24 protein-coding genes and 1 other RNA gene are annotated in these 23232 nt (G+C 45.9%); 6 read left to right on the top strand and 19 right to left on the bottom strand.

Features of this window, described 5'->3' with window-relative positions; all coding sequences use genetic code 11:
• Window positions 1-2: 2 nt before the first annotated feature.
• The 8 genes from glyQ to AC0J5I_RS11905 all read right to left on the bottom strand — a co-directional run bounded on the left by glyQ (window position 3) and on the right by AC0J5I_RS11905 (window position 5906).
• Complete coding sequence (gene glyQ, locus AC0J5I_RS11940) at window positions 3-914, bottom strand: glycine--tRNA ligase subunit alpha (protein ID WP_086628188.1); 912 nt, start codon at window positions 912-914, stop codon at window positions 3-5.
• Between the two features lie 270 nt (window positions 915-1184).
• Complete coding sequence (recO, locus tag AC0J5I_RS11935) at window positions 1185-2024, bottom strand: DNA repair protein RecO (RefSeq protein ID WP_475300041.1); 840 nt, start codon at window positions 2022-2024, stop codon at window positions 1185-1187.
• 90 nt (window positions 2025-2114) lie between these two features.
• Entirely contained in the window at window positions 2115-3026 is a 912-nt protein-coding gene (gene era / locus AC0J5I_RS11930) for a GTPase Era (protein ID WP_086984756.1), read from the bottom strand.
• A gap of 10 nt (window positions 3027-3036) precedes the next feature.
• Window positions 3037-3456, bottom strand: a complete 420-nt coding sequence (locus tag AC0J5I_RS11925) for a diacylglycerol kinase family protein (RefSeq protein ID WP_475300034.1) — start codon at window positions 3454-3456, stop codon at window positions 3037-3039.
• Window positions 3434-3916 carry an rRNA maturation RNase YbeY gene (gene ybeY, locus AC0J5I_RS11920; RefSeq protein WP_475300032.1) on the bottom strand — a complete coding sequence of 161 codons (483 nt, stop codon included), beginning with the start codon at window positions 3914-3916 and terminating at the stop codon, window positions 3434-3436. The genes AC0J5I_RS11925 and ybeY overlap by 23 nt, the downstream gene beginning before the upstream one ends.
• An 8-nt stretch (window positions 3917-3924) precedes the next feature.
• Window positions 3925-4872, bottom strand: a complete 948-nt coding sequence (locus AC0J5I_RS11915) for a PhoH family protein (RefSeq protein ID WP_234402580.1) — start codon at window positions 4870-4872, stop codon at window positions 3925-3927.
• A 240-nt stretch (window positions 4873-5112) separates the two neighbouring features.
• A complete protein-coding gene (rpsU, locus tag AC0J5I_RS11910; RefSeq protein ID WP_086627850.1) occupies window positions 5113-5286 on the bottom strand; it encodes a 30S ribosomal protein S21 in 174 nt (57 codons plus the stop codon).
• A 185-nt stretch (window positions 5287-5471) separates the two neighbouring features.
• Complete coding sequence (locus tag AC0J5I_RS11905; protein ID WP_475300027.1) at window positions 5472-5906, bottom strand: Fur family transcriptional regulator; 435 nt, start codon at window positions 5904-5906, stop codon at window positions 5472-5474.
• Window positions 5907-5995: 89 nt separating this feature from the next.
• Between AC0J5I_RS11905 and AC0J5I_RS11900 the strand changes: the two genes are divergently transcribed.
• Complete coding sequence (locus AC0J5I_RS11900; protein ID WP_107995182.1) at window positions 5996-6832, top strand: pyruvate, water dikinase regulatory protein; 837 nt, start codon at window positions 5996-5998, stop codon at window positions 6830-6832.
• 77 nt (window positions 6833-6909) lie between these two features.
• Here the strand turns inward: AC0J5I_RS11900 and AC0J5I_RS11895 are convergent, their stop codons facing one another.
• The 5 genes from AC0J5I_RS11895 to hisS all read right to left on the bottom strand — a co-directional run bounded on the left by AC0J5I_RS11895 (window position 6910) and on the right by hisS (window position 12621).
• On the bottom strand, window positions 6910-7761 hold the full coding sequence (locus AC0J5I_RS11895) for a TPM domain-containing protein (protein ID WP_475300021.1): 852 nt from the start codon (window positions 7759-7761) through the stop codon (window positions 6910-6912).
• 28 nt (window positions 7762-7789) lie between these two features.
• The gene (locus tag AC0J5I_RS11890) at window positions 7790-8371 is read right to left on the bottom strand and encodes a LemA family protein (RefSeq protein ID WP_199902972.1); all 582 of its coding nucleotides are present in this window, start codon (window positions 8369-8371) and stop codon (window positions 7790-7792) included.
• 86 nt (window positions 8372-8457) lie between these two features.
• Complete coding sequence (locus tag AC0J5I_RS11885; RefSeq protein WP_107995180.1) at window positions 8458-9351, bottom strand: deoxyribonuclease IV; 894 nt, start codon at window positions 9349-9351, stop codon at window positions 8458-8460.
• Window positions 9352-9507: 156 nt separating this feature from the next.
• On the bottom strand, window positions 9508-11274 hold the full coding sequence (aspS, locus tag AC0J5I_RS11880) for an aspartate--tRNA ligase (protein ID WP_475300014.1): 1767 nt from the start codon (window positions 11272-11274) through the stop codon (window positions 9508-9510).
• A 24-nt stretch (window positions 11275-11298) separates the two neighbouring features.
• Window positions 11299-12621, bottom strand: a complete 1323-nt coding sequence (gene hisS / locus AC0J5I_RS11875) for a histidine--tRNA ligase (RefSeq protein WP_475300010.1) — start codon at window positions 12619-12621, stop codon at window positions 11299-11301.
• 567 nt (window positions 12622-13188) lie between these two features.
• On the opposite strand from hisS, the gene AC0J5I_RS11870 reads away from it, so the two are divergent.
• Window positions 13189-14505 (top strand): N-acetylmuramoyl-L-alanine amidase, encoded by a 1317-nt coding sequence (locus AC0J5I_RS11870; RefSeq protein WP_234402564.1) that lies wholly within the window; start codon window positions 13189-13191, stop codon window positions 14503-14505.
• A 64-nt stretch (window positions 14506-14569) separates the two neighbouring features.
• On the opposite strand, the gene dtd is transcribed toward AC0J5I_RS11870, so the two are convergent.
• From dtd to AC0J5I_RS11840, 6 genes are all read right to left on the bottom strand, one after another.
• Window positions 14570-15016, bottom strand: coding sequence for a D-aminoacyl-tRNA deacylase (gene dtd / locus AC0J5I_RS11865; RefSeq protein ID WP_475300007.1), 447 nt, complete (start codon window positions 15014-15016; stop codon window positions 14570-14572).
• Between the two features lie 24 nt (window positions 15017-15040).
• Window positions 15041-17251: a RelA/SpoT family protein gene (locus AC0J5I_RS11860; protein ID WP_475300004.1), complete on the bottom strand. Its 2211-nt coding sequence runs from the start codon at window positions 17249-17251 to the stop codon at window positions 15041-15043.
• A gap of 274 nt (window positions 17252-17525) precedes the next feature.
• Window positions 17526-18191 (bottom strand): deoxyribose-phosphate aldolase, encoded by a 666-nt coding sequence (gene deoC / locus AC0J5I_RS11855; RefSeq protein WP_107995175.1) that lies wholly within the window; start codon window positions 18189-18191, stop codon window positions 17526-17528.
• Window positions 18184-18960, bottom strand: coding sequence for a 16S rRNA (uracil(1498)-N(3))-methyltransferase (locus AC0J5I_RS11850; RefSeq protein ID WP_107995174.1), 777 nt, complete (start codon window positions 18958-18960; stop codon window positions 18184-18186). The genes deoC and AC0J5I_RS11850 overlap by 8 nt, the downstream gene beginning before the upstream one ends.
• A 3-nt stretch (window positions 18961-18963) precedes the next feature.
• Window positions 18964-19914 carry a 50S ribosomal protein L11 methyltransferase gene (prmA, locus tag AC0J5I_RS11845; RefSeq protein ID WP_107995444.1) on the bottom strand — a complete coding sequence of 317 codons (951 nt, stop codon included), beginning with the start codon at window positions 19912-19914 and terminating at the stop codon, window positions 18964-18966.
• Between the two features lie 21 nt (window positions 19915-19935).
• Window positions 19936-20418: a DUF3013 family protein gene (locus AC0J5I_RS11840; protein WP_475299995.1), complete on the bottom strand. Its 483-nt coding sequence runs from the start codon at window positions 20416-20418 to the stop codon at window positions 19936-19938.
• Window positions 20419-20643: 225 nt separating this feature from the next.
• Between AC0J5I_RS11840 and AC0J5I_RS11835 the strand changes: the two genes are divergently transcribed.
• The 4 genes from AC0J5I_RS11835 to AC0J5I_RS11820 all read left to right on the top strand — a co-directional run bounded on the left by AC0J5I_RS11835 (window position 20644) and on the right by AC0J5I_RS11820 (window position 23209).
• A complete protein-coding gene (locus AC0J5I_RS11835) occupies window positions 20644-21018 on the top strand; it encodes a hypothetical protein (protein ID WP_107995172.1) in 375 nt (124 codons plus the stop codon).
• Window positions 21019-21187: 169 nt separating this feature from the next.
• Window positions 21188-21529 carry a cell division regulator GpsB gene (gpsB, locus tag AC0J5I_RS11830; protein WP_107995171.1) on the top strand — a complete coding sequence of 114 codons (342 nt, stop codon included), beginning with the start codon at window positions 21188-21190 and terminating at the stop codon, window positions 21527-21529.
• 18 nt (window positions 21530-21547) lie between these two features.
• Window positions 21548-21913: RNase P RNA component class B (rnpB, locus tag AC0J5I_RS11825), an RNA gene on the top strand.
• Between the two features lie 123 nt (window positions 21914-22036).
• Window positions 22037-23209 carry a THUMP domain-containing class I SAM-dependent RNA methyltransferase gene (locus AC0J5I_RS11820; RefSeq protein ID WP_475299990.1) on the top strand — a complete coding sequence of 391 codons (1173 nt, stop codon included), beginning with the start codon at window positions 22037-22039 and terminating at the stop codon, window positions 23207-23209.
• Window positions 23210-23232 lie beyond the last annotated feature (23 nt).

The following is a 23232-nucleotide window of genomic DNA, read 5'->3' as shown; positions in this document are numbered from 1 at the left end:
CGTTAGTCCTCCTTCAGGGCAAGTTCTTTTTGATCATCCGAAAGCAAAGGGAAACCCAGTTCTTTTCTCTTTTGGACAAAAGCTTTCGCCAATTGGCGCGCCATATTGCGGATACGTGCGAGATAACCCGCGCGGTCGGTCGCAGAAATGACCCCTCTTGCATCCAAAAGGTTAAAGGCATGCGAACTCTTCAGGACATAGTCATAAGCCGGATGCACGAGACCATTCTCAATCTGTTTCGTCGCTTCTGCTTCAAATGAATCAAACAGTTGGAACAACAAATCGACGTTGCTTTCCTCAAATGAATATTTGGAATGTTCATATTCCGGTTGGCCGAATATTTCTCCGTATTTCACGCCTTCGGTCCACTCAAGATCGTAGACACTGTTCACATCCTGGATATAGGAAGCCAGGCGCTCCAGCCCATAAGTGATTTCGCTTGTGACAGGGCTACATTCCAAACCGCCCACTTGCTGGAAATAGGTGAACTGGGTGACTTCCATCCCGTCCAACCAAACTTCCCATCCCAACCCTGCGCATCCCAATGAAGGGTTTTCCCAGTTGTCTTCGACAAAGCGGATATCATGTTCGATCGGATTGATGCCCAATACTTTCAGGCTTTCCAGATATAGTTCCTGGATATTGTCTGGTGATGGCTTCATGACCACTTGGAATTGATGATGTTGGTACAGGCGGTTGGGATTTTCGCCGTAGCGCCCGTCAGCCGGACGACGCGAAGGTTCCACGTATGCAGCGTTCCAGGGTTCTGGACCGATTGCGCGCAAGAAAGTGTACGGGCTCATTGTTCCGGCACCCTTTTCAGTATCATAGGACTGCATCAAAAGGCAGCCTTGATCTGCCCAAAAATTTTGTAGCGCTTGAATCATCTTTTGCACAGTTAATTTGTTTTCCATCATAAATCTCCTCCACTTGAAATAATACATAAAAAAAGTCCCTATGCATCAAGTCTCCTTGAAACATAGGGACGAATATTTTCGCGGTTCCACCCTAATTCCGGCAAATGCCGGCACTTCGTTACAGGACTCGGATATGCCTTTCCGCAATAGTCTCCCGCTTTGGCTCACACTATCCCAAATTCGCTTTTCGGTACTGACCAGAGGTACTTTTATCTTCAGCGTCCAGTATTTAGTTCTTCTCAATAGTAGCCTTGTTCCGGCAGAATGTCAAGAACTACTTGGATGGGACTGTTCGCCTTCGTTCGGCTTGTTCGACACCTCTTCAGAAGCGGAACGAAACGGAATTTCCACCTTTGTCTCCCAAGCGTACATCTGATCGATGAAACTCTTGCTTTTCAGGCGGATTCCGACATATTCCTCATAGAGCTCATCGATGAAGGCTCTGAGCGCCTGTTTCGTCTCCGATTTGATTTGGATATTCCCGACTTGCTTCGGCGTGACCAATTGGAAAATCCGCGCAAAATGGACAGCTGCAGGGCTTGCATGCGATCTTCTGGGATCTTCCCCGTAATGGTTCTGACACAAGGCACCGGAATATTTGACCGAATAATCGAAAGGTTCCTGCTTGCTGTGACAGATGACGCATTCCTGCAATTGCGGCGCAGCTCCAAAATATTTCAGCACCCGCATTTCAAAAATGTTCACCACGATTTCTGCATCCATCCCATTCTGCATAGCGACCAGGGATTCCTCCAACAAATCGTAGAGATCGGCGGCCTTGATGGCATCGTTGATTGCCGCATCGGCAAGGTTATTCAAATAGGTCGCATAGGCGTTCAGATGGATATCCGTCTGCATTTTGGAAAAGTGGATGATTTCACGGCTGTCCTGCAGAAAGCTTAGTCCGTCATCCTTGATACGGCCCAGATAAGTCGCTTTCGTGAATGGCAGCAACGCCGCTTTCAAGGAATGGTTCGGGTTTTTGATGTTCTTCACGAAAAACATCCGCTTGCCATGATCACGCGTAAATATTTTTACCAAAGCGTCCTTTTCCCTGTGTTTTCGGATCGATAAGACGATGCCATCAAATTCCTGATATGTCTCCATGTCGCACCCTTTCGAAAAGAGAAGAGTCCGGAAGGCAGCCTCCCAAACTCTTACTGATTGCTATTCATGTATCAATTGAGCAATAACTGATCAATCGTAATCTTTTTGGCGGTATCCATAGTCCTGCAGATAACTCTGCTTGTCGCGCCAATCTTTTTGGACCTTAACCCAAAGCTCGAGGTAAATTTTATCGCCAAGCATCGCTTCGATATCCCGACGTGCCCGGACACCGATTTCTTTCAGCATTTTCCCGCCTTTGCCGATGATGATGCCTTTTTGACTGGCCCGATCGACGATGATGGTTGCATGGACGTGGACTTTATCGTCCTCGTTGCGCTGCATCGATTCCACGACGACAGCCACGGAATGCGGCACTTCTTCCTTGGTCAACTGAAGGATCTTTTCGCGAATGAATTCAGACACAACGAAGTATTCCGGGTGATCGGTCACTTGATCGTCCGGATAGAATTGAGGCCCTTCCGGCATGTATTTTTTGATGGTGATCATCATTTCATCGACATTGTTCCCTTGGATTGCGGAAATCGGAACCACTTCATTGAACTCATTGTCTGAAGTATAGTCCATGATAATTTTCAGTAATTGTTCCGGCTTGACCTGATCTATTTTGTTGATGATCAAAAATTTCGGAGTGCGCAGGTTCTTGAGTTTTTCAAGAATAAAATTGTCGCCCGCTCCTCTTTTTTCTGCCGCATTCACCATAAATAAAACCAAATCCACTTCATTGAACGTGCTGTAAGCGCTCTTCAACATGAAATCGTTCAAGCGCGTCTGCGGTTTGTGGATTCCAGGCGTGTCGATGAAGACGATTTGGGAATCATCCGAAGTGACTACACCTTGGATTTTGTTCCGGGTAGTCTGCGGGACATCGCTCATGATGGCGACTTTTTGACCGACGATTCGGTTCAACAGTGTCGATTTCCCTACGTTTGGTCTCCCGATGATAGAGACAAATCCTGATTTGAAACCTTCTTTTTTATTCATAAAAAACTCCTCAAATTAACTTATAATATAATTCCACAAACTTGGGCAAAAAAATGATGGCCGCAATAAGGATGGCAAAGAATGCCGTAACCAAGACCGCACCAGCCGCAATGTCCTTTGCTTTCTTTGCGAGCGGGTGGTATTCGTAATCAGTCACCAAATCGACGACATTTTCAAATATCGTGTTAAGAAACTCCATAATGATAACCAGAAAAATGCAGAAGATGATCACGATCCATTCCGTTGGGCTCGATTCGAAGAACCAAGCCAACAAGAGCGGTATCAAGCCAACCAAGGCATGACTGCGCATGTTTTTTTCTTCTTTGAGGATAATGCCGATGCCGTCCAAAGCATGCTTCACTGAAGCAAAAAAGCTTGGATTCTTTCCGATTTTCCCCATCTTTTCCCTACTCGTCTCTTTTAAGTCCATAAGCATCCAGTATCTCTTTCTGAAGACCGAACATTTCCTTTTCGTCTTCTTCCGTCATGTGATCATAACCATTCAAATGCAGGAAACCATGCAACGCAAGGAAGCCTAGTTCTCTCTCGAAACTGTGACCATAGGACTCCGCTTGTTCAGCGGTCTTGTCGGTCGAGATGATGATATCGCCGATATTTGTCGGAAAGGCGCCGGTTATGCTTTCCATGTTGATTGGGAAATCGTCATCCATGTCATCGTTCAGCGCAAAGCTGATGACGTCCGTGGCCTGGTCTTTGTTGCGGTATTCACGATTGATTTCCCGGATGCGCTCATTGTCCACAAAAGTGATCGATAATTCGGTATCGGGCGTCAACTTCAAATACTCACCTGCAAAAGCAATCAAGGAATGGACCAATTCAATGTGCTCTTTCTTTACAGATTCGGTTTCATCAAAAATATCTATTTCCATATAATCGCTCACTTTTCTATGTTGTGTTTTGTTTCCGCTTTGACATCGTATGCTTTGATGATGCTCGCAACGACCGGGTGGCGCACGACATCATAAGTATCAAAGGTAACAAAAGTGATGTCTGGGATCCCCTGAAGTTTCTTCTCGGCATCGATCAATCCTGAGAGGGCGCCTTTCGGCAAATCGATCTGGGTTTTGTCGCCGTTGATGATCATTTTAGACCCGAAGCCGAGCCGTGTCAGGAACATCTTCATCTGTGCAACAGTCGTGTTCTGCGCTTCGTCAAGGATGATGAAGGCATCTTCCAGTGTCCGTCCGCGCATGTAAGCGAGCGGCGCAATTTCGATGACTCCTCTATCCATCAAGCGGGTTGTGTGCTCGACGCCATAGATGGCATAAAGCGCATCGTAAACCGGTCGCAGATAAGGGTCAACTTTTTCCTTCAGATCTCCGGGCAGGAAGCCGAGGTTTTCTCCCGCTTCAACAGCCGGACGGGTCAGGATGATTTTTTTCACCTTACCGTTCTTCAGAGCCTCCACCGCCATCACAACGGCCAAGAAGGTTTTTCCGGTTCCGGCAGGTCCTATTCCGAATACGACATCTTTTTTCTTGACGGCTTGCACATATTGCCTTTGGCCGAAATTCTTCGCCCGGATAGGTTTGCCTGCGTACGACCTGCCGATTTCCTCTTCGTAAAGGTTAATGAAGAAATCAAGGCTTCCGCGCTCCGACATTTTTATAGCTGTGACGATATCTGTTTGTGAAATAGGGATGCCGCGCGCTAACAATTCCAAAAGTTGCTTCAACAGGGAACGGGCCTTGTCGACAGCTGGCTCTTCGCCACTGATTTCGATTTTCATGCCGCGGCTTGTAATGGTCACATGCAAAGCATCTTCCAGCATCTTCAGATGCTTATCCTGTGATCCAAATAATTGAGGCAAAACGGATGCGTCCATCACTTCAATTTTCTCTGTTTTATTCACTTTATCGGTCAAACAAGCTACACTCCTCTTTTTGGGAATTTTTTTCATTGCTAATTGCTAATAGTATAACATAAAGCGGCTTGGCTTATGAAAATATTTATCCCCTTTTGATCTAGGCACTTTTCTGGACAACAAAAAAATGGAATGATACGGAGATCATCCCATTCTTTATCGATTAGTCTCTAAGAATTTTAGAAAGTAAGCATCCGGCTATTAGAATTTACGCTTTCTAGCAGCTTCAGATTTCTTCTTACGTTTCACACTTGGCTTTTCATAAAATTCATGTTTACGAGCGTCTTGTAGAGTTCCAGTTTTTGAAACAGTACGTTTAAAGCGACGAAGAGCATCATCAAGAGATTCGTTTTTACGAACAACTGTTTTTGACATTAAATATTCCCTCCCTCCGAGCATTAAAAGTAACGTTTCCTTTTGAAAAAATATTAAAATCAAAATGAAATTGTTCTTTTGATATTATATCATAGGAGAAAGCAATTGCAACGTTTTATTGCAAAACTAAAAAGTGGATTATCCCATTGGGCAAAAGCTTCACTATCATTGGCCAAAGGGACGCCCTATGCATCTGCCAAACATTTCTTGCAGACTCCAAATATTTCGAAGCGATGGGACGAAATTTGGCACCCTTCCAACTGTTGCTCAAAGAAATCCATCGGACACATCTGCAAAGCAATTGTCATCCCGCATTGTTGACAAATAAAGTGATGATGATGGTGTCCCTCGTGCAAACAAGTTATCCGGAACAGCTTTTCGTTGTTTAATTCTGTTTCTTCCAAGATACCAACTTCCACAAAAGTATACAGGTTGCGATATATCGTGTCATAGCTGAGTGTTGGATATTCATCCTGTAACGCATGCAGAACAGCTTTTGCGGACAGATAGCGGTTAGCTTCCACAAAAACCGTAATGATATCTTCTCTTTTTTGGGTATATTTATAACCTTGTTTCTTTAATTGCTGCAGTGCAATGGTTACGGTATCTACCGGCATCATTTTCCCTCCCGACTCTATCAATTTCAAATTGACTATAGTATATTATTAATGAGATTGCAATCATTAAGATTCAGGAAGGATGAAATTATATGGATCAACCAGAGCAACATGACTTGCATTTTGTGATCATATCCGATTCGGTAGGAGACACCGCCAGAAAAGTCCTCCAGGCTGTCTTGGCACAATTCCCATCAATAACCGTTCATATGTATCATTACCCGTTCATTCGAAAAATGAAAGACTTGGAGCCTGTATTGGTAGAGGCCAAAGAGCTGAAAGCATTCGTCATCCATACTTTAGTCGTCGAGGATTTAAGTGAATACACGGATAGTTTCTGCGCTGCAGAGGGCTTGCCTTGCTACAATATATTGAAAGCAATGGTCAGTGATATCACCGAAATGACCGGGCAGCAACCCATACGGAGAGCAGGCGCCCTACATCGGTTGGATGATGAATACTTTAACCGGATCAGCGCCATCGAGTTTGCCGTCAAGTACGATGACGGGAAAGATCCAAAGGGTTTCTTGGATGCCGATTTGGTCCTGCTCGGCGTTTCCCGCACTTCAAAGACGCCGCTCTCTATGTTTTTAGCGAACAAGACCATCAAAGTCGCAAACCTGCCGATTATGCCGGAAGCTTCAGTGCCAGACGAAATTTGGCAAGTGGATCCTAAGAAGATCGTCGGATTGACCAATGATGCAGAGGTATTGAATAATTTCCGCAAAGAGCGGATGATTGCCTACGGATTATCACCGGAAACCATTTATTCGGACATGGACCGCATCCGGGCTGAGTTGGAATACGCCTATGAATTGTACAACAAATTGGGTTGCATCGTCATCAATGTTTCCAAACGTTCTATAGAAGAAACAGCCGCCATCATCATGAGCAGCATCGAAATTTCCGATACTACCATAATACCCTGACATAAAAAGAAGAGGACCCGGATTAAAATTCGGGCCCTCTTCTTTTTGTTTTTATATTCATTGCTGCAACAGGTGCGTTAGAACCCTCTGCTGGATCCGCCGCCTCCGGAAGAACCGCCGCCTCCGAAGCCGCCTCCTCCGCCAAAGCCACCGCCTCCGAAACCGCCTCCGCCGAAGCCTCCACGATGATTGTTGCCGCGATAACCGCCTCCGCCTCCGCTAAGAAGCAACCACCACAACGGATTCATTCCACCACCACGTCCACCACGTCCACCGCGACCGCCTCTGCCGCCAAAAAAGAAGGACAACAGCAACAGGATGAACAGGAATTGGACGATTGACGCGAAGAACGATGAATCGCCTTCCGCGTATTGCGTTGGATCGACAGGATAGCCGGAGAAAATCACTTCGTCATCATATTGGTATTCCTGATTGACGACAACTGCCGCCTCAGTAAAGATTTCTTTCAGACCGCCATCGAAATCATTGGCCGAAAGATACTCCAGATGATTGTCCAGAATTCTACCGGTTCTACTGTCCGTTAAGGCACCTTCCAGGCCGTAACCGATTTCGAAGCGAATTTCCCTTTCCTCCAGAGCCAACAAAATCAGCACACCATTATCAGCATCCGCCTGGCCAATTTTCCACTTTTCGAACAAATCGACAGAATACTCCTCGATTGTCTCACCCTGCAGTGAATCTACCACTGCCACGACAACTTGGGGTTTTTCTTCGGTCAATTCATACTGCTCATTCACGCTCATGATGAATGTTTTTGTTTCTTCGGAGAGCGTACCGCTTGGATCATAGACATAAAATTCGGTTGTCGGATCAGGTAACTCCTGGGCGTTTTTGGATGGCGCGAACACCATCGAAAAGAAGAATGCTCCTAAAACCAAAAGTAGTTGCCATCGTGCCTTTTTCCTCATTTGAAACAAAGCATCCTCAACCCCTCAATTATTCGTCGTCTGTATTCAGGTCTACACTAGGTGCGGTTTCAGCGCCGCTGACCGCTTCAAAATAAGATTTTTCATCAAATCCGAAAAGCCCTGCCATGAGCGATCCAGGGAACCGTTTGACTTTGTTGTTATATTGTTGCACAGATTCGTTGTAACGATCCCTTTCGACAGAAATCCTGTTTTCGGTACCTGCCAATTCATCCATAAGGGCCGTCACTTGTTCGTTTGATTTCAGTTCCGGGTAGTTCTCTACAATTACCAACAGACGCGAAAGTGCGGATTCCATTTCGTTGCTGGCTGTAACCTGTTCTTCAGTCGTCTGGGCACTGCCGATTCTTGCGCGGGCATCAGCGATTGCACCGAATACTTCCTGTTCCTGTTCCATAGCGCCTTTTACCGATTCCACCAAGTTGGGGATCAGATCATAACGTCTTTGTAGTTTGGTTTCCACATTCGCCCATTGTACATCGACATTGCTTTCCTCCGTCACCAAACCATTATAAGAGCTGATCAATGGCACTCCCAACAGCAACACCGCAATAAACACTCCAATTAAGCCTTTCAACCAACCTTTCATCATTCCATCTCCTTTATTCTTTCATTTTTTGCTTACATACAATTATCCCTGATTTAAGGTAAAACCGCATCCATCCAAAGATGTATTTCTTACTGGTTCAGTATGTCCTCCAATAAACGCGGATTGAATGTCTGCGACTTCAGCATATCCAATTCGAATCTGTAAGGCGCCTTCTTGTTCTTTTTGTCCTCACCCACAAACGGCGTTTCCAATATTTTTGGCAAATCCTGCAGTTGCGGATGGTGAACAATTTTATTTAAGGTTTCGAAGCCGATGGTGCCGAAGCCGATATTCGCATGTCTATCTTTGTGGGCCCCTCTCTCGTTTTTCGAGTCGTTGACATGGATCATTTTCAAACGTTCCAGACCGATGATGCGGTCGAATTCTTCCAAAACACCGTCGAAGTCCTCTTTAACGTTATAGCCCGCATCGTTCGTATGGCACGTATCCAACGTTACGGACAACTTATCGTTATAGATTACGCCATCCATGATGGCAGCCAATTCTTCAAACGTTCGGCCGATTTCGGTGCCTTTTCCGGCCATCGTTTCCAACGCAATCTGAGCGGTCTGGCTGGGCTCCAGCACTTCATTCAGGCCCTTGATGATCTGTTTGATGCCTATCTCAGAACCTGCGCCCACATGCGAACCAGGATGCAGCGTGATCTGTTTAGCGCCCAGCGCTTGCGCCCGCACGATTTCATCACGCAAAAATCCGATCGCGAACTCAAAATGATCCGGTTTTGTGGTGTTGGCCAAATTAATGATGTAGGGTGCATGAACGACCAGCTCGACCAAACCGTGCTTCGCCATATAGTCCATGCCTTCCGGAATATTCATCTCATCGACACTTTTTCTCCGGGTATTCTGGGGAGCGCCTGTATAGATCATAAATACCGACGAACCGTACGATGCTGCCTCCTCTGCTGATCCCAGCAGCATTTTTTTACCGCCCATAGAAACATGTGAACCTATCTTTAACATATCTTCACCCTTTTATTGTGTATTATCCTAAAAAGCATTTCCGTCTTATGCAAAACAAGAGACGAAAAAAAACAGCCTTATGATACGATTATTGTATCATAAGGCCTGTTTTCCTTACCATCAGATGCTCTTTTTAGTGCAATTGTTAGTCCAAGGTTAGTCTAGTGAAGCGATTTTCAGGCTCAGTTCTTTCAACTGAGCTGCGCTTACTTCACTTGGAGCGTTCGTCATCGGGTCGAAAGCTTTCCCGTTTTTAGGGAACGCGATCACTTCGCGGATATTCGATTCGCCAGCCAACAACATGACCAAACGATCCAGTCCTAATGCGATGCCGCCATGCGGTGGGAAGCCGTAATCGAAGGCATCCAACAAGAAACCGAACTCTTCTTCGGCATCTTCTTTGCTGAAGCCAAGTGCCGCAAACATCTGCTCTTGCACTTCCCTTGTGTAGATACGCAAAGATCCGCCGCCGATTTCATAACCGTTTAATACGATATCATAGGCTTGTGCATAGACTTCTTCCGGATGATCGGCTAATTTGTCAAGATCTTCATCATTCGGACGAGTGAATGGATGGTGCATTGCAGTGTAGCGTTTTGCGTCCACATCGTACTCAAGCAATGGCCAATTCACAACCCAAACGAAAGCATATTGGGATTTGTCGATCAGATCAAGATCGCGGCCGAACTTCAGACGCAATTCTCCTAGCGCTTGATAGACGATCTCTTTTTTGTCAGCAACGAACACCAACAAGTCCCCAGGCTCGGCATCCATCAGTCTGATCAATTCTTCGCTGTCTTCGGTGAAGAATTTTGCCACGGCGCCTTTCAGTCCGTCCTCTTCGACTTTCATCCAAGCCATGCCTTTTGCGCCGTATTGTTTGGCGTATTCGATCAGGTTATCCATATCTTTGCGCGAATAGGAATCGGCTTTGCCTTTGACGTTCAATCCGCGGACTTGGCCGCCGTTTTCGCTGGTCGCTTTGAATACGTTGAATGAAGAAGTTTTCGCAAATTCATTCATGTCGATCAGTTCCAATGCGAAACGGGTATCCGGCTTATCGCTGCCGAAACGGTTCATCGCTTCATCGTAGGAAATGCGCGGGAATGGTGCCGGAATGTCTTTGCCTAAAACGTCCTTCATGACTTTCTGAAGCATGCTTTCTGTAATTTCCTGAATCTCAGCTGCAGACAGGAAGCTGGTTTCGATATCGATTTGGGTGAATTCCGGCTGTCTGTCACCACGCAAATCTTCATCACGGAAGCAGCGCACAATCTGGTAATAACGGTCAAAGCCTGCGCCCATCAGCATCTGTTTGAACAGCTGAGGGGATTGCGGCAGTGCGTAAAATTCGCCTTGGTGGACACGCGATGGAACGATATAGTCACGCGCACCTTCCGGAGTCGATTTCGTCAAATAAGGTGTTTCGATGTCCATGAAATTCAAGCCATCTAAATAGGTGCGGACAGTGCGCGTCGTTTTGTGGCGAATTTTCATGTTGTTCATCATTTTATCTCTTCTTAAATCGATGTAGCGGTATTTCATGCGCAATTCATCGGAAACGTTGAGATCGCCTTCGATATAGAACGGCGGTGTTTTAGCCTTTGCCAAAATCTCCACGGATTCCGCTTCGATTTCGATCGTGCCTGTGCCGATGTTCGGATTGATCTGATTTGCTTCACGAAGGACTACTTTACCTTTGACCTGCAGGACATATTCCCCACGGATCGTTTCCGCAATGCGGAACGCTTCTTCGTTGAACTCTGTGTTGAAAACGACTTGGACGATGCCTTCACGATCACGCAGATGGACAAAGATCAATCCGCCTAAGTCTCTTCTTTTGTTAACCCAACCATTGGCGACGACAGTCTGTCCAACGGATGCTTCCGTCAATAATCCGCAATACTCTGTTCTTCTATCCATTTTCACTACCCTTTTCTGTATGTTCTAGTCTTCTTTTCCGAAAAATTCATTAAAAGCCGTCATATCGGCTGTCTGTGTTTTGTACACTTTATCAAAATCCGCGTAAATCTCAGTCAACGCCACTTTCTGCTCTTTGCCGGTCGACATCACTTTGAATTGCACTTGTTTGTTGTTCAATTCATCTTCGCCGATGGTCAGCACTACTTTGGCCCCATTTTTCGTGGCGGTCTTGAATTGCGCTTTAGCTTTGCGGTCATGGAAGTCCCGGTCCGCGGAGTACCCTGCTTGGCGCGCATTTTGGACCAATTTCAAGGATTCGATGTTCGTAGCTTCACCCAAACCGACCACATATACATCCAATTCGGATAATTTCGGCACATCGACTTGCTGATCCTTCATCAAAAGGATCAATCTTTCCAAGCCCATCCCGAAGCCAAAACCAGGCACTTCCGGCCCACCGATTTCCTGCACCAAGCCGTCATAGCGGCCGCCCCCGCAGATGGTCGTTTCCGCCCCAAAGACCGCGGATGCACTCATGATTTCAAAGATTGTATCCTGATAGTAATCGAGTCCGCGGACCATGTTGCTGTTGATTGTGAAGGGAATTTCCAATGCCCGAAGCATTTCCTGAACCGATTCAAAATGCTTCTTCGAATCTTCCGAAAGGAACTCCAAAATGCTCGGTGCCTGGGCAACGATTTCCTTGTCGCGTTTGTCCTTGCTGTCCAAAACACGCAACGGATTCTTGTGGAGGCGGGTCTGGGAATCTTTGCTCAATTCATCATGGAAAGGTTCCAAATAGGCGATCAACGCTTCGCGGTATCTGATTCGATCTTCCGTCTTGCCCAACGAATTGATGACCAATTTCAGATCGCTCAATTCCAATTCTTTCAATATATCCCATGCCAATGCCATCGTTTCGACATCGGTCGCCGGATTGATGCTTCCGAAAACCTCGACACCCAGTTGGTGGAATTGACGCATTCTTCCGCCTTGCGGTCTTTCGTAGCGGAACATCGGGCTGATATAATAGACTTTCAGCGGTTTCGGATGTTCGGGACCGAAAAGCTTATTTTCGACGTAAGCCCGGACCACTGGAGCCGTTCCTTCAGGCTTCAATGCGATGTGTCGTTCGCCTTTATCATAGAAGTCGTACATTTCCTTCGATACGATATCACTCGTATCGCCGACCCCTCTTGAGAACAGTTCATAACTTTCAAACATCGGGGTACGGATTTCCGAAAATTGATAGTCATGCAGTAAGATCCGGGATGTTTCTTCCACGTATTGCCAAATTTCTGCTTCCTGCAAAAATATGTCGGCAGTCCCTTTTGGTTTTTGTATCATTTTTATAACCATTCCTTTCGCTTCATACTGTCTTTTGTCTGAAAAAAAGCAAAAAAATAGCCCTCTTTCCATCATGGAAAAGGACGATTAGTCAGACGTGGTGCCACCTTTATTCGAAAGCATAGCTTTCCTTTAACGAGTAACGTTCGTGGCGTAATAGCTTTTCACTATTAATCCTCCAACCTGTCTTTCGAATAAACGTTTGGGAGTGCTCTCAGCCGCGGCAATCCTCTCTGAATCAAACCAATCTATTCTACTTCGATCTTCACTGGACATTTATAATTTCCTTAACGATACAAGATAAGTACTGAATTGTCAATACTGTTTTCATCATATTTTCACATTCCGGGTTAACGCAGCGGCACGCCTGCTTCTGTGGTGGTTTCCGCAACAATTGCGCATGCCATGTTGGAAGGTTGCGATGCGGTTCTGCCTTGTTCATAAATGCAACACAGCTATAATTTCTGAAAAGGCTTTGCATTGGATACCGTATCTTTGCTATAATAATAGAAGAATTGAACAATTTTTGTAAATTTTATGCATCCCAAACCAGAAAGGAGACAATCAGTGAAGACTATCGCAAAAAATAGACACCTGTTCTTCTTGGCGCTTGTTTTGCTATTTGTCGGATTGGGCTCCTTCGGTACGGTAGCATTAGCCAACTATACAACAGTCAGCATTTCCGCCAGCATTGTAAATGTTCGATCCGGTCCAGGATTGTCCTATGACATTATGACGCAAATTCAAGGCGGTTCCTCAGTCAATGTTCTCGCCGATAAGAACGAATGGTATAAAGTCCGCCTATCGGACGGAAGAATCGGATGGGTGGCCAGTTGGCTGATCAACAACACTGAGATCGCGGCAACATCCGAATTACTGGCAACAATACTGGTGCCCTCAGCCAACGTTCGTCAAGAGAACAATGAAACATCCGAAGTTATCGGAACGGCCAGTGAAGGCGAAAAATTCGCTCTGCTATATGAGGAGAACGGTTGGAGCCAAATTCAATATAACAATAAAGTCGCTTGGATTCTGTCAGAGCTGATCGAAATTTCTCCTGGCAGCATCCAGTTGGCGCCGGAAACAGTCGATACTACAGCGGTTGTAGCAGACGACGCCAATCCAAAAGTCCTCATTACGATGGATGGCGTAAATGTTCGCAGCGGGCCTTCTACCGGTAGTGACATCCTGTTCATTGCCGAAAAAGATGAAGAGTACGAATTGATCAGCGAATCCGGTGATTTCTATAAGATTCTTTACGAGGGAAACAAGGAAGGTTACGTCGCTTCCTGGTTGGTGGAAACATCCGAGTCGCTCAATACACCGGTCACTGCATCATCCACCACCACGCTTGCCGAAGCGACCATCGTGATCGATCCGGGCCACGGAGGAGAGGATCCCGGTGCAGAAGGAACTTATATTTACGAGAAGGAAGTAACACTCAAAACCGCTGAAGCGGTGGCAGATAAATTACGCAGTGCCGGAGCCAACGTCATATTGACGCGCACCTCTGATGTCTATGTTACCTTGGAAGATCGAGCCGAAATGAGTAATGTCAATAATGCCGATCTGTTCATCAGTCTGCATTATGATTCGACTGCAAGCGGTGCTTCCGCGACAGGCTTCACGACTTATTACTATGCTGATGCGGATATTCCGTTGGCAAATCTCGTCGATAATCACCTGGCTGACACATTACCGCTGCAGGACAATGGTTCCAAATTCGGCGATTTCTTGGTCACACGTGAAAATGATCAGCCCGCCTTGTTGTTGGAGCTCGGCTATATGAATAATGACTCCGACGTCAAGACCTTCAATTCCGATTATTATCGCTCGCTGGTGGCAGAAAGCCTCTACCAAGCACTGACCGAATATTTCCAATAAAAAAAGCTGAATAAAAAACAGAGTCGGCAGCTTGAACCTCGAATGGTTCAAGCTGCCGGCTCTGTTATTTGTTTTTGGAATCGATGAGGATGGTTACGGGTCCATCGTTGTTCAAACGGACAGACATGTGTGCACCGAACTTACCCGATGCCACCTGAAAGCCTTCTGCGCTTAACAACTCGTTGAACGCTTGGTAGATCGCCTCCCCGGTTTCCGGAGGGGCTGCATTAGTGAAGCTTGGGCGATTCCCTTTTTTGGTATCAGCGAACAAAGTGAATTGGGATATCGAAAGGATGGCTCCAGAAACATCCTTCAAGGATCGGTTCATTTTGCCTTCCTCATCCTCGAAAACCCTGAGATTCGAAATTTTACGGACGAGGTAGTCAACATCGTCTTGGGTGTCATCTTTGCCGATGCCGACCAAAAGCATGAAGCCCTCACTGATTTCCCCGATGATTTCATCATCAACAGAGACGGATGCTTCCGTCACTTTCTGTACAACAACACGCATATAACTGCCCTCGTTTCATTTTGATTAGGATGTGACCCTTCTGACTGTGTAGACATCCGGAATATTTTTGATTTTATCAACGATTTTATCCAGTTGACTCAAATTTTGGATCCCGATTTTCAACGTAATGACAGCGATTTTATTGCTGTCGACCTTTCCGTTTACGCTGCTGAGATTTTTGGTCATCGTATTGACGACATGCAGGATCTCGTTCAACAGACCGGAACGATTGTAGCCCTCAACCGTCAATTCGGTTTCGTAATCGATATTGGAGGTGCCGGTATCTTCCCATTCGACATCGATCAAGCGGTCGCCGTGTTCTCCGGATACCTGAACATTTGGGCAATCTTTCCGATGGACGGAGATGCCGCGCCCTTTTGTGATGTAGCCGACGATTTCATCCCCCGGAACCGGATTGCAGCAGTGGCTGATACGGATGAGCAGATTGTCCACTCCTTGAATGACAACGCCGCCTTCATGGCGAATCTTCATTTTAGGATTGTCTTTTTTCGTTTTTTGCTCGATTGTGTCCAGCTGTTGTTCCGCTTTATGTTTATCGCGTTCACGGCGGGCTTTTTCGGTCAAACGATTGGAGACGATAAATGCAGACAGTTCGCCGAAGCCGATTGCCGCATAGAGGTCATCTTCCGAATTCACATTGAAGCGATTCAACAAATCTTTGATCGCTAGTTTGGTCAGGAACTCTTTTGGCGAAAATTCCATTTCAGTCAATTGTTTTTCCAGCATATCCCTGCCTTTGATCACATGTTCATCGCGGTCCTGCAGCTTGAAGTAGCGTTTGATTTTATTTTTTGCCTTGCTTGTGGAAACAAGGTTGACCCAGTCCCTGCTTGGACCGAATGAGTTCGGGGATGTCATCACTTCGATGATATCGCCATTCTGAAGCTTGTAATTTAAAGGGACTATCTTTCCGTTGACTTTCGCCCCAATGGTTTTGTGACCGATTTCGGTATGGATGTTATAGGCAAAATCCAACGGGCCGGCACCCGATGGCAATTCAACGACATCGCCTTTCGGAGTGAAGACATAGACTTTGTCCTTGAAGATATCCTCCTTGACGCTTTCGACGAACTCGCTGGCGTTTTTGGAATCATCTTGCAAGTCGATCAAATCGCGGAACCAATCGATCTGATGGGGCATTTTATCCGGTTCGATTTTTTTGGTGATGCCCTCTTTATATGCCCAGTGAGCCGCAACCCCATATTCAGCGACTTGATGCATTTCGATTGTCCGGATTTGGATCTCAACGGGCGTTCCCTGCGTCCCGATGACGGTCGTGTGCAGCGACTGATACATATTCGCTTTAGGCATGGCGATATAATCTTTGAATCTGCCTGGCATAGGTTTCCATTTTGTATGGATGGCACCCAAAACGGCATAGCAATCTTTGATGGAATGGACAATGACGCGGATAGCCAGCAGATCATAGATTTCCGTGAATTGCTTCTTTTGGTCCTTCATTTTTCGGTAGATGGAGTTGATGTGCTTCGGTCTGCCGTAGATATCTGCCTCAATCTCCAATTCATCGATTGAATCTTTGATTTTGTTGATCGTATCTTTGATGTACAGTTCCCGTTCATCGCGTTTGCTGTTCATCAGATGCACAATCCGGTAATATTGCTGCGGATTCAGATATCTGAGCGACGTATCCTCCAGTTCCCATTTGATCCGGTTCATCCCTAAGCGGTGGGCTAAGGGTGCGTAAATTTCCAGTGTCTCATTGGAAATGATCCGTTGTTTTTCCGGCGTATGGAATTTCAGGGTGCGCATGTTGTGCAGTCTGTCCGCCAGCTTCACCATGATGATCCGCAGATCCTTCGCCATGGCCATCAACATCTTGCGGTGGTTTTCGGCCTGTTGTTCTTCATGGGACTTGTACTTGATCTTCCCCAGTTTTGTGACGCCATCCACTAAGATGGCTACGGTTTTGGAGAATTCCCGTTCGATATCCTCTAATGTATATTCTGTATCCTCCACAACATCATGCAAAAATCCTGTTGCAATCGTTTCTGGATCCAATTCCAAATCTGCCAATATCGCGGCGACTTGGGTCGGATGAACGAAGTACTCCTCACCGGACTTCCGCATCTGTCCGCTGTGAGCGTCCCTGGCAAAGTCGCAAGCTTTTTGGACAAATGCCACATGGGTTTCATTCATATATTCCGCGCATAGCTGCACAACCTCTTCAGGCGAATAGTTTTTGATTTTCGGCATGTTGTCACTCCTGACTCTTAAGATTATGTATTTACTTACTGCGATTCCGTCCACAAACGGAAAAGATGCTGAATATATCCTATTCTGCACACAAAAAAGTGAATATAGTTCCCTTTATTATACTTTAATTCGGAACGAAGCGCCATCAACATTTATCCTCTGTTTTCAACCTCAAACCTCAAAAAACCTTGAAGGATCGCTTCATAAAAAAGAAGTCCCTCAAGGTTTCCTTGATCATTCGATTATTCGGATGCAGATGGAGCATCCCTTACATTTATTTTGCAGCAAGCCAGCCTTCGACGATTTTCTTGCCGCTGGAAGTGCCCAAGCGAGTCGCTCCGGCTGCGATGAAGGCCAATGCATCTTCATACGAGCGCACACCGCCGCTTGCCTTTACATCCATCACAGGTCCGACTGTCTTGCGCATCAGTGCGATATCCTCCAATGTTGCGCCACCTGTTGAAAAACCGGTAGAAGTCTTGACGAAGTCGGCGCCTGCCTTTTGAGCCAACTGGCAAGCGATGACTTTTTCTTCATCGGTCAACAGACACGTTTCGATGATAACCTTCAGGATTGCCTTGTCTTTGACGGCTTCGACCAAAGCTGCGATTTCATGTTCGACTGTTTGGTAATTGCCATCCTTCAAAGCTCCTATATTGATGACCATATCCACTTCATCGGCACCGTTCTGCACCGCCTGTTTCGCTTCGAAAGTCTTCACTTCTGCTGTATTGGCGCCATGAGGAAAACCGACGACGGTGCAGACAAGCACATCCGAACCGGTCAGGAATGCTTCAACCTTTTTGACCCAACAGGGCTGTACGCAGACGGATTTGAAGTCATATTCCCTCGCTTCTTCGCAAAGAGCTTTGATTTCCTCTTCTATCGCATCTTGTCTTAATAAAGTGTGATCAATATATTTGTTTAATTTTTCAACCATTTTTATCCGCTCCCTTTCTTAATTCCATTTCATAGGACACTGCCGTCAATGCATATAAAGGCGCTGTTTCAGCCCGCAAAATCCTCGGCCCTAAGGCACAGCTCTTATGGCCGGCTTGTCTGAATGCCGCCAGTTCTTCCGGCGCCAAGCCGCCTTCAGGCCCGAACACAAACAACAACGAATCGCCTGATTCAAGATTTTCAAGCGTGTTCACCAAGATGCTGCCCTCACCGGCCTTTGCATCCTCTTCATAGGCAATCAACACTTTGCTGTATTTTTCCGCTTCCGCCAGCAACTCTTTGAGATTTTGGACAGGATACACAAAAGGCTCTTTTTGGCGGTGCGATTGCTCCGCTGCCTCTTTCGCAATTTTTTGCAGGCGTTGCTGTTTTTTCGTACTTTTGTCCGCTGTCCACTTTACAACCGCATTTTTTGCTGCGAATGGGATGAAGGCTGCCGCGCCCAACTCTGTGCCCTTCTGTACGATGTATTCCAGCTTGTCGCCCTTCGGCAATCCACAGGCGATCGCAATCTTGACCGGAAGTTCGGTGGAGCGGTCTTCATCCGCCACCCACTTCAAACTGACCGTGCTTGCGGATATGTCGGTGATTTCCGCAACAAACGAAATGCCCGAGTTGTCGGCTAAATAGACTTGCTCCCCTTGCTTCATGCGCATCACATGCACCATATGGTGATGGAAATCATCAGACAAAATAATCGCCTGCATTTGGTAATCTTTTGCTAGAGGCGGAATAATGTATCGTTGCATGCTTCAATCCTCCAGATTTTTAGTGCAGATCAGGCAAACCCAATCTTTCATTTGCTTTTCTTGCTCGATCTCAAAACCATTGCTTACCAAAGCTGCGATCAGCTCTTCTTTCTTAGAATCGATGATCCCCGAAAGGATAAAATAACCATCATCCTTGAGGTTGTTGTAGGCATCGGGAAGCAACAGCAGCAGAATCTCCGCCAGTATATTTGCAACGATGATGTCCGCTTGCTGATCGGCAATCCCCACCAAAAGGTTGTTCTCTTTGACGATCACATCCGAAGCATAGGCATTATAAGCGATGTTCTCTTTAGAAACGCGTGTGGCGATTTCATCGATATCATAAGCATAGACTGTGTCCGCTCCCATTGCCTTGGCCGCGATGCTCAACACGCCTGACCCGGTTCCGACATCGATCACTTTTTCACCGCCCCGCATCACTGCTTCAAGCGCTTCGATGGACAGACGCGTCGTAGGATGCGTGCCGGTTCCGAAGGCCATTCCCGGATCCAACTGAATCAGCATTTCTTTTTCATCTTCAGGCGTATATTCTTCCCAATAAGGTACGATCGTTAAAAAACGCGTCAAGCGGATCGGATGGAAATATTCTTTCCAGGAGTTTTCCCAATCCTCTTCTTTCACCTGGTTGATCTGCATCTCATTTTTCCCGATTTTCAGATCAATTTTTTCCAGCTCCGCCAATTGCTCTTTGATGAACAACACGGTGTCCTGGAAACCTGCGTTGTTTGGATAATAAGCCATGATATAGACTGCATGACCTTCTTCAGGCAACGCACGTTCCTCTTTTATCTGTCCGAACCCATCATCCTGCAGATTGACGAAGTCCAATTCGTCATCTATCGCGACGCCTTTCGCACCCGCCTCCATCAATATATTTGATACAGCCTCAACTGCTTCGGTAGCAGTCACAACCTTCACTTCATTCCATTCCATTTGCATTCACCTTTCCTATCATTATGGATAACGATAATACGTTTCATCATATCTTCCTATTTCCTTCAGTGTTTCAATTGTCTGAACAAAATTCTGCTCATTCCAATGCAATTCGAAGCTGGAGTCTCCTTCATTATTCAGAAAGTCCCTGAGCTTGCTGTTAGCCTCACCTACTGTCAAGCGTATATTTTTGACCACTGCTTCGGCCAATCCGCCTTGAATCCCTTTTTTTCGATCAAAGGGAATACCGGTCAAGTACTCCTCTGTTTTTATTTTTGAAGATGCACGATCATAGAACAGCACAGAATCTTCAAAAATGAACCGATCTTCGTGATTCGAATGGCCAAATATATCAGAAATACTGTTATTTGGAGGATAACTGACTTCTAATAATAACACAATTTCGACTGTATGGAAGGGTTTATGCCACTCCAATCGCCATTCGCAAGACAAGTGCTGTTCTTCCAATTCCTCATGGATTTTGTCGATCATACTTTTGTCCATTTTCTTCCTCCTCATATCTTCGTTTCGGCGTTGCCTTAGCGGCTGTGTATCGCCTCCGGGTGATGCTCTCAATCCATTGTAGCAAAAAACGGGAAAAAGATATATTCCGGGCTACGCATCAGCTGGTCATTTGCCGTAAAAGGGCTCACGATTTGCATGGAAGGATTTCTATAAGGGGTAGTTTGTGATATATTTAGGATAGGCAAAAAGTTGGAGGGATATTTCATGACAGAACAATCAGAGATCAGACAATCCATCGATTACTTAGTGACGCGCATCGCCCGTGATTACCAAAAAGAGGAATACCAAGAAAACTTAAAAGTACAGATTCCATTCGGTCGAAGAGCTGAAATACTTTTGACTGATGATTACCTGACAGCAGATGAAAAGATCATTTTCGAAGATGGCATCGATCCGGTCACAAAAAGCGAATTCTTCAAAGAAGTCCTGCAATCCAAAACGGATAAAGTCTTCAAGAGTTTCCTTTTGGAAATATTCGGTAAGCAGCCTGTTCTTAATGAAAATTTATCCATCACGACAACCAACTCCGGAAACAAGCACTACATCATCATCAATTTCCAAGGAGCCATGCCCTATTAGGCTTTCCAATCACTTAGGTCTTTCCTGAACACCGGCGGAGACAATAAAAAATTAGGTTGAGTTTATGCGAAAAGCCTGATATGATGTTGATTAGAATATTTGCTTATTAATATTACTGTTTTATGCTATACTGTTTAGGTAACAAGGACAACTAACGAGGTGTGCAAATATGGCAGATAAAAATCTAACAACTAAAGATATTCTGCAAAAAGAATTCAAAAGCGCTATGAGAGGCTATAATGTTGCAGAAGTCGATGAATATCTTGATATGATCATAAGAGATTATGAATCTTATCAAAAAGACCTTTCTTATCTTCAAAGCGAGAATGAACGTTTGATGAGCCGTGTGGATGAGTTGACGAAGCAAGCAGTTTTAGCTAAGCCGAACCAATCGAACGTATCATCAGTCGGCAGCGGAGTAACGAATTTTGATATTCTGAAACGCCTTTCCAACTTGGAGAAACATGTATTCGGTTCAAAACTGGATGAAACCAACGAAGAAGCAAACTAGCATCAAAAGACATTTGTAAATTTCGGGTAATTGCGGTCTCCTTTATGGAGGCTGAGGAAAGTCCATGCTCGCACAAGCTGAGATGCTTGTAGTGTTCGTGCTTAGCGAAACAATAAGCTAAGGCAATCGATAGATTGACGGCAGAAAAAAAGGCTAAGGGCTCTGCCTATGCCTGAGTATTCTTGAAAGTGCCACAGTGACGAAGCAGACGGGGAAACCTTTCTGGTGGAACGCGGTAAACCCCTCGAGCGAGCAACCCAAACTTTGGTAGGGGCACTCTTTCCAAGGAAATGAACGAGGGAAAGAGGCAGAAATGCAGATAGATAATTACCTCCGCCATCAGAGGCCTGGCTCCGATGGCGCGACAGAACATGGCTTACAGAAATTTACAAATCAGGCTTTTTTTCTTCAAAAAGAATACGATCGAGGATGGGACAAGCTAATTTTTGTCCCATTTTTCGTTGCATTATCCGGCAATTTCTAAGGCAAAACAATAAGGAGCACTAAATGAAAACATATCAATTAATGGCTACGGCCGCAAGCGGCATCGAAGCCATCACCGGCAGCGAGCTGAAGAAAATGGGCTACAATGTCCAGGTAGAGAACGGCAAAGCCTACTTCTCCGGTACGGAAGCGGACATCATCACCACCAACCTGTGGCTGCGGACCGCTGACCGCATCAAAATCGTGTTCGGCAAATTCGAAGCAAAAACTTTCGATGACCTTTTCGAGCAGACGAAAGCTTTACCATGGGAACAAATCCTTCCGATGGATGCGGAATTCCCTGTTTCCGGCAAATCGCAAAAATCGACTTTGTACAGCGTGCCCGATTGCCAAGCTATCGTCAAAAAGGCCATTGTAAACCGTCTGAGCGAATACTACCACCGCCGTACCCGTTTGCCTGAATCCGGCGCCCTCTATCCTATCGAAGTAGCCATCAATAAAGATGAAGTGATCTTGACGATCGACACGAGCGGTTCCAGCCTTTTCAAACGCGGTTACCGTTCCGAAAAAGGTGGCGCACCATTGAAGGAAAATATGGCAGCCGCTTTGGTCATGTTGACCAATTGGTTCCCTGACCGCCCCTTCTATGACCCGACTTGCGGGTCCGGCACGATTCCGATCGAAGCAGCTTTGATCGGCCTGAACATCGCCCCTGGATTGAAGCGCTCATTCCCTTCAGAAGAATGGAACATTTTCGAAGAAGGTTTATGGGACCGCATCCGCAATGAAGCAAAAGCTGCTGCGAACTTCGATGTGAAATTGGATATCGGCGGCTCGGACATCGATCCGCATGTCATCGCCATCGCGAAGAGCAATGCTGAAAAAGCAGGCGTTGCGGATTATGTCACTTTCAAACAATTGGCTTTGGCCGACTTCACGACAACCAAGGAATACGGCACGATCGTCTGCAACCCGCCATACGGTGAACGTCTTTCCGATCAGGATGAGATTGAGATACTCTACAAAGAGATGGGCCAAGTTTTCCGTCCGATGAAGACATGGAGCAAATACATCCTGACAAGTGAATTGCTTTTCGAAGAATTCTACGGCGAAAGAGCCACGAAAAAACGTAAACTCTACAACGGCAGATTGCGTACCGATTTCTTCCAATATTGGGGAACGCGCCCGCCAAGAATCAAAAAAGAGCTTGACGTCAGCGAAACCAAAGAAAAATAATTTTTCAAATAAAATAAAGCAGT

It is taken from the genome of Trichococcus sp. TS_SC_9 (genome assembly GCF_056156325.1).
The sequence above is the reverse complement of the archived record's forward strand: the minus strand, read 5'-3'. Positions and strand labels throughout refer to the sequence as shown.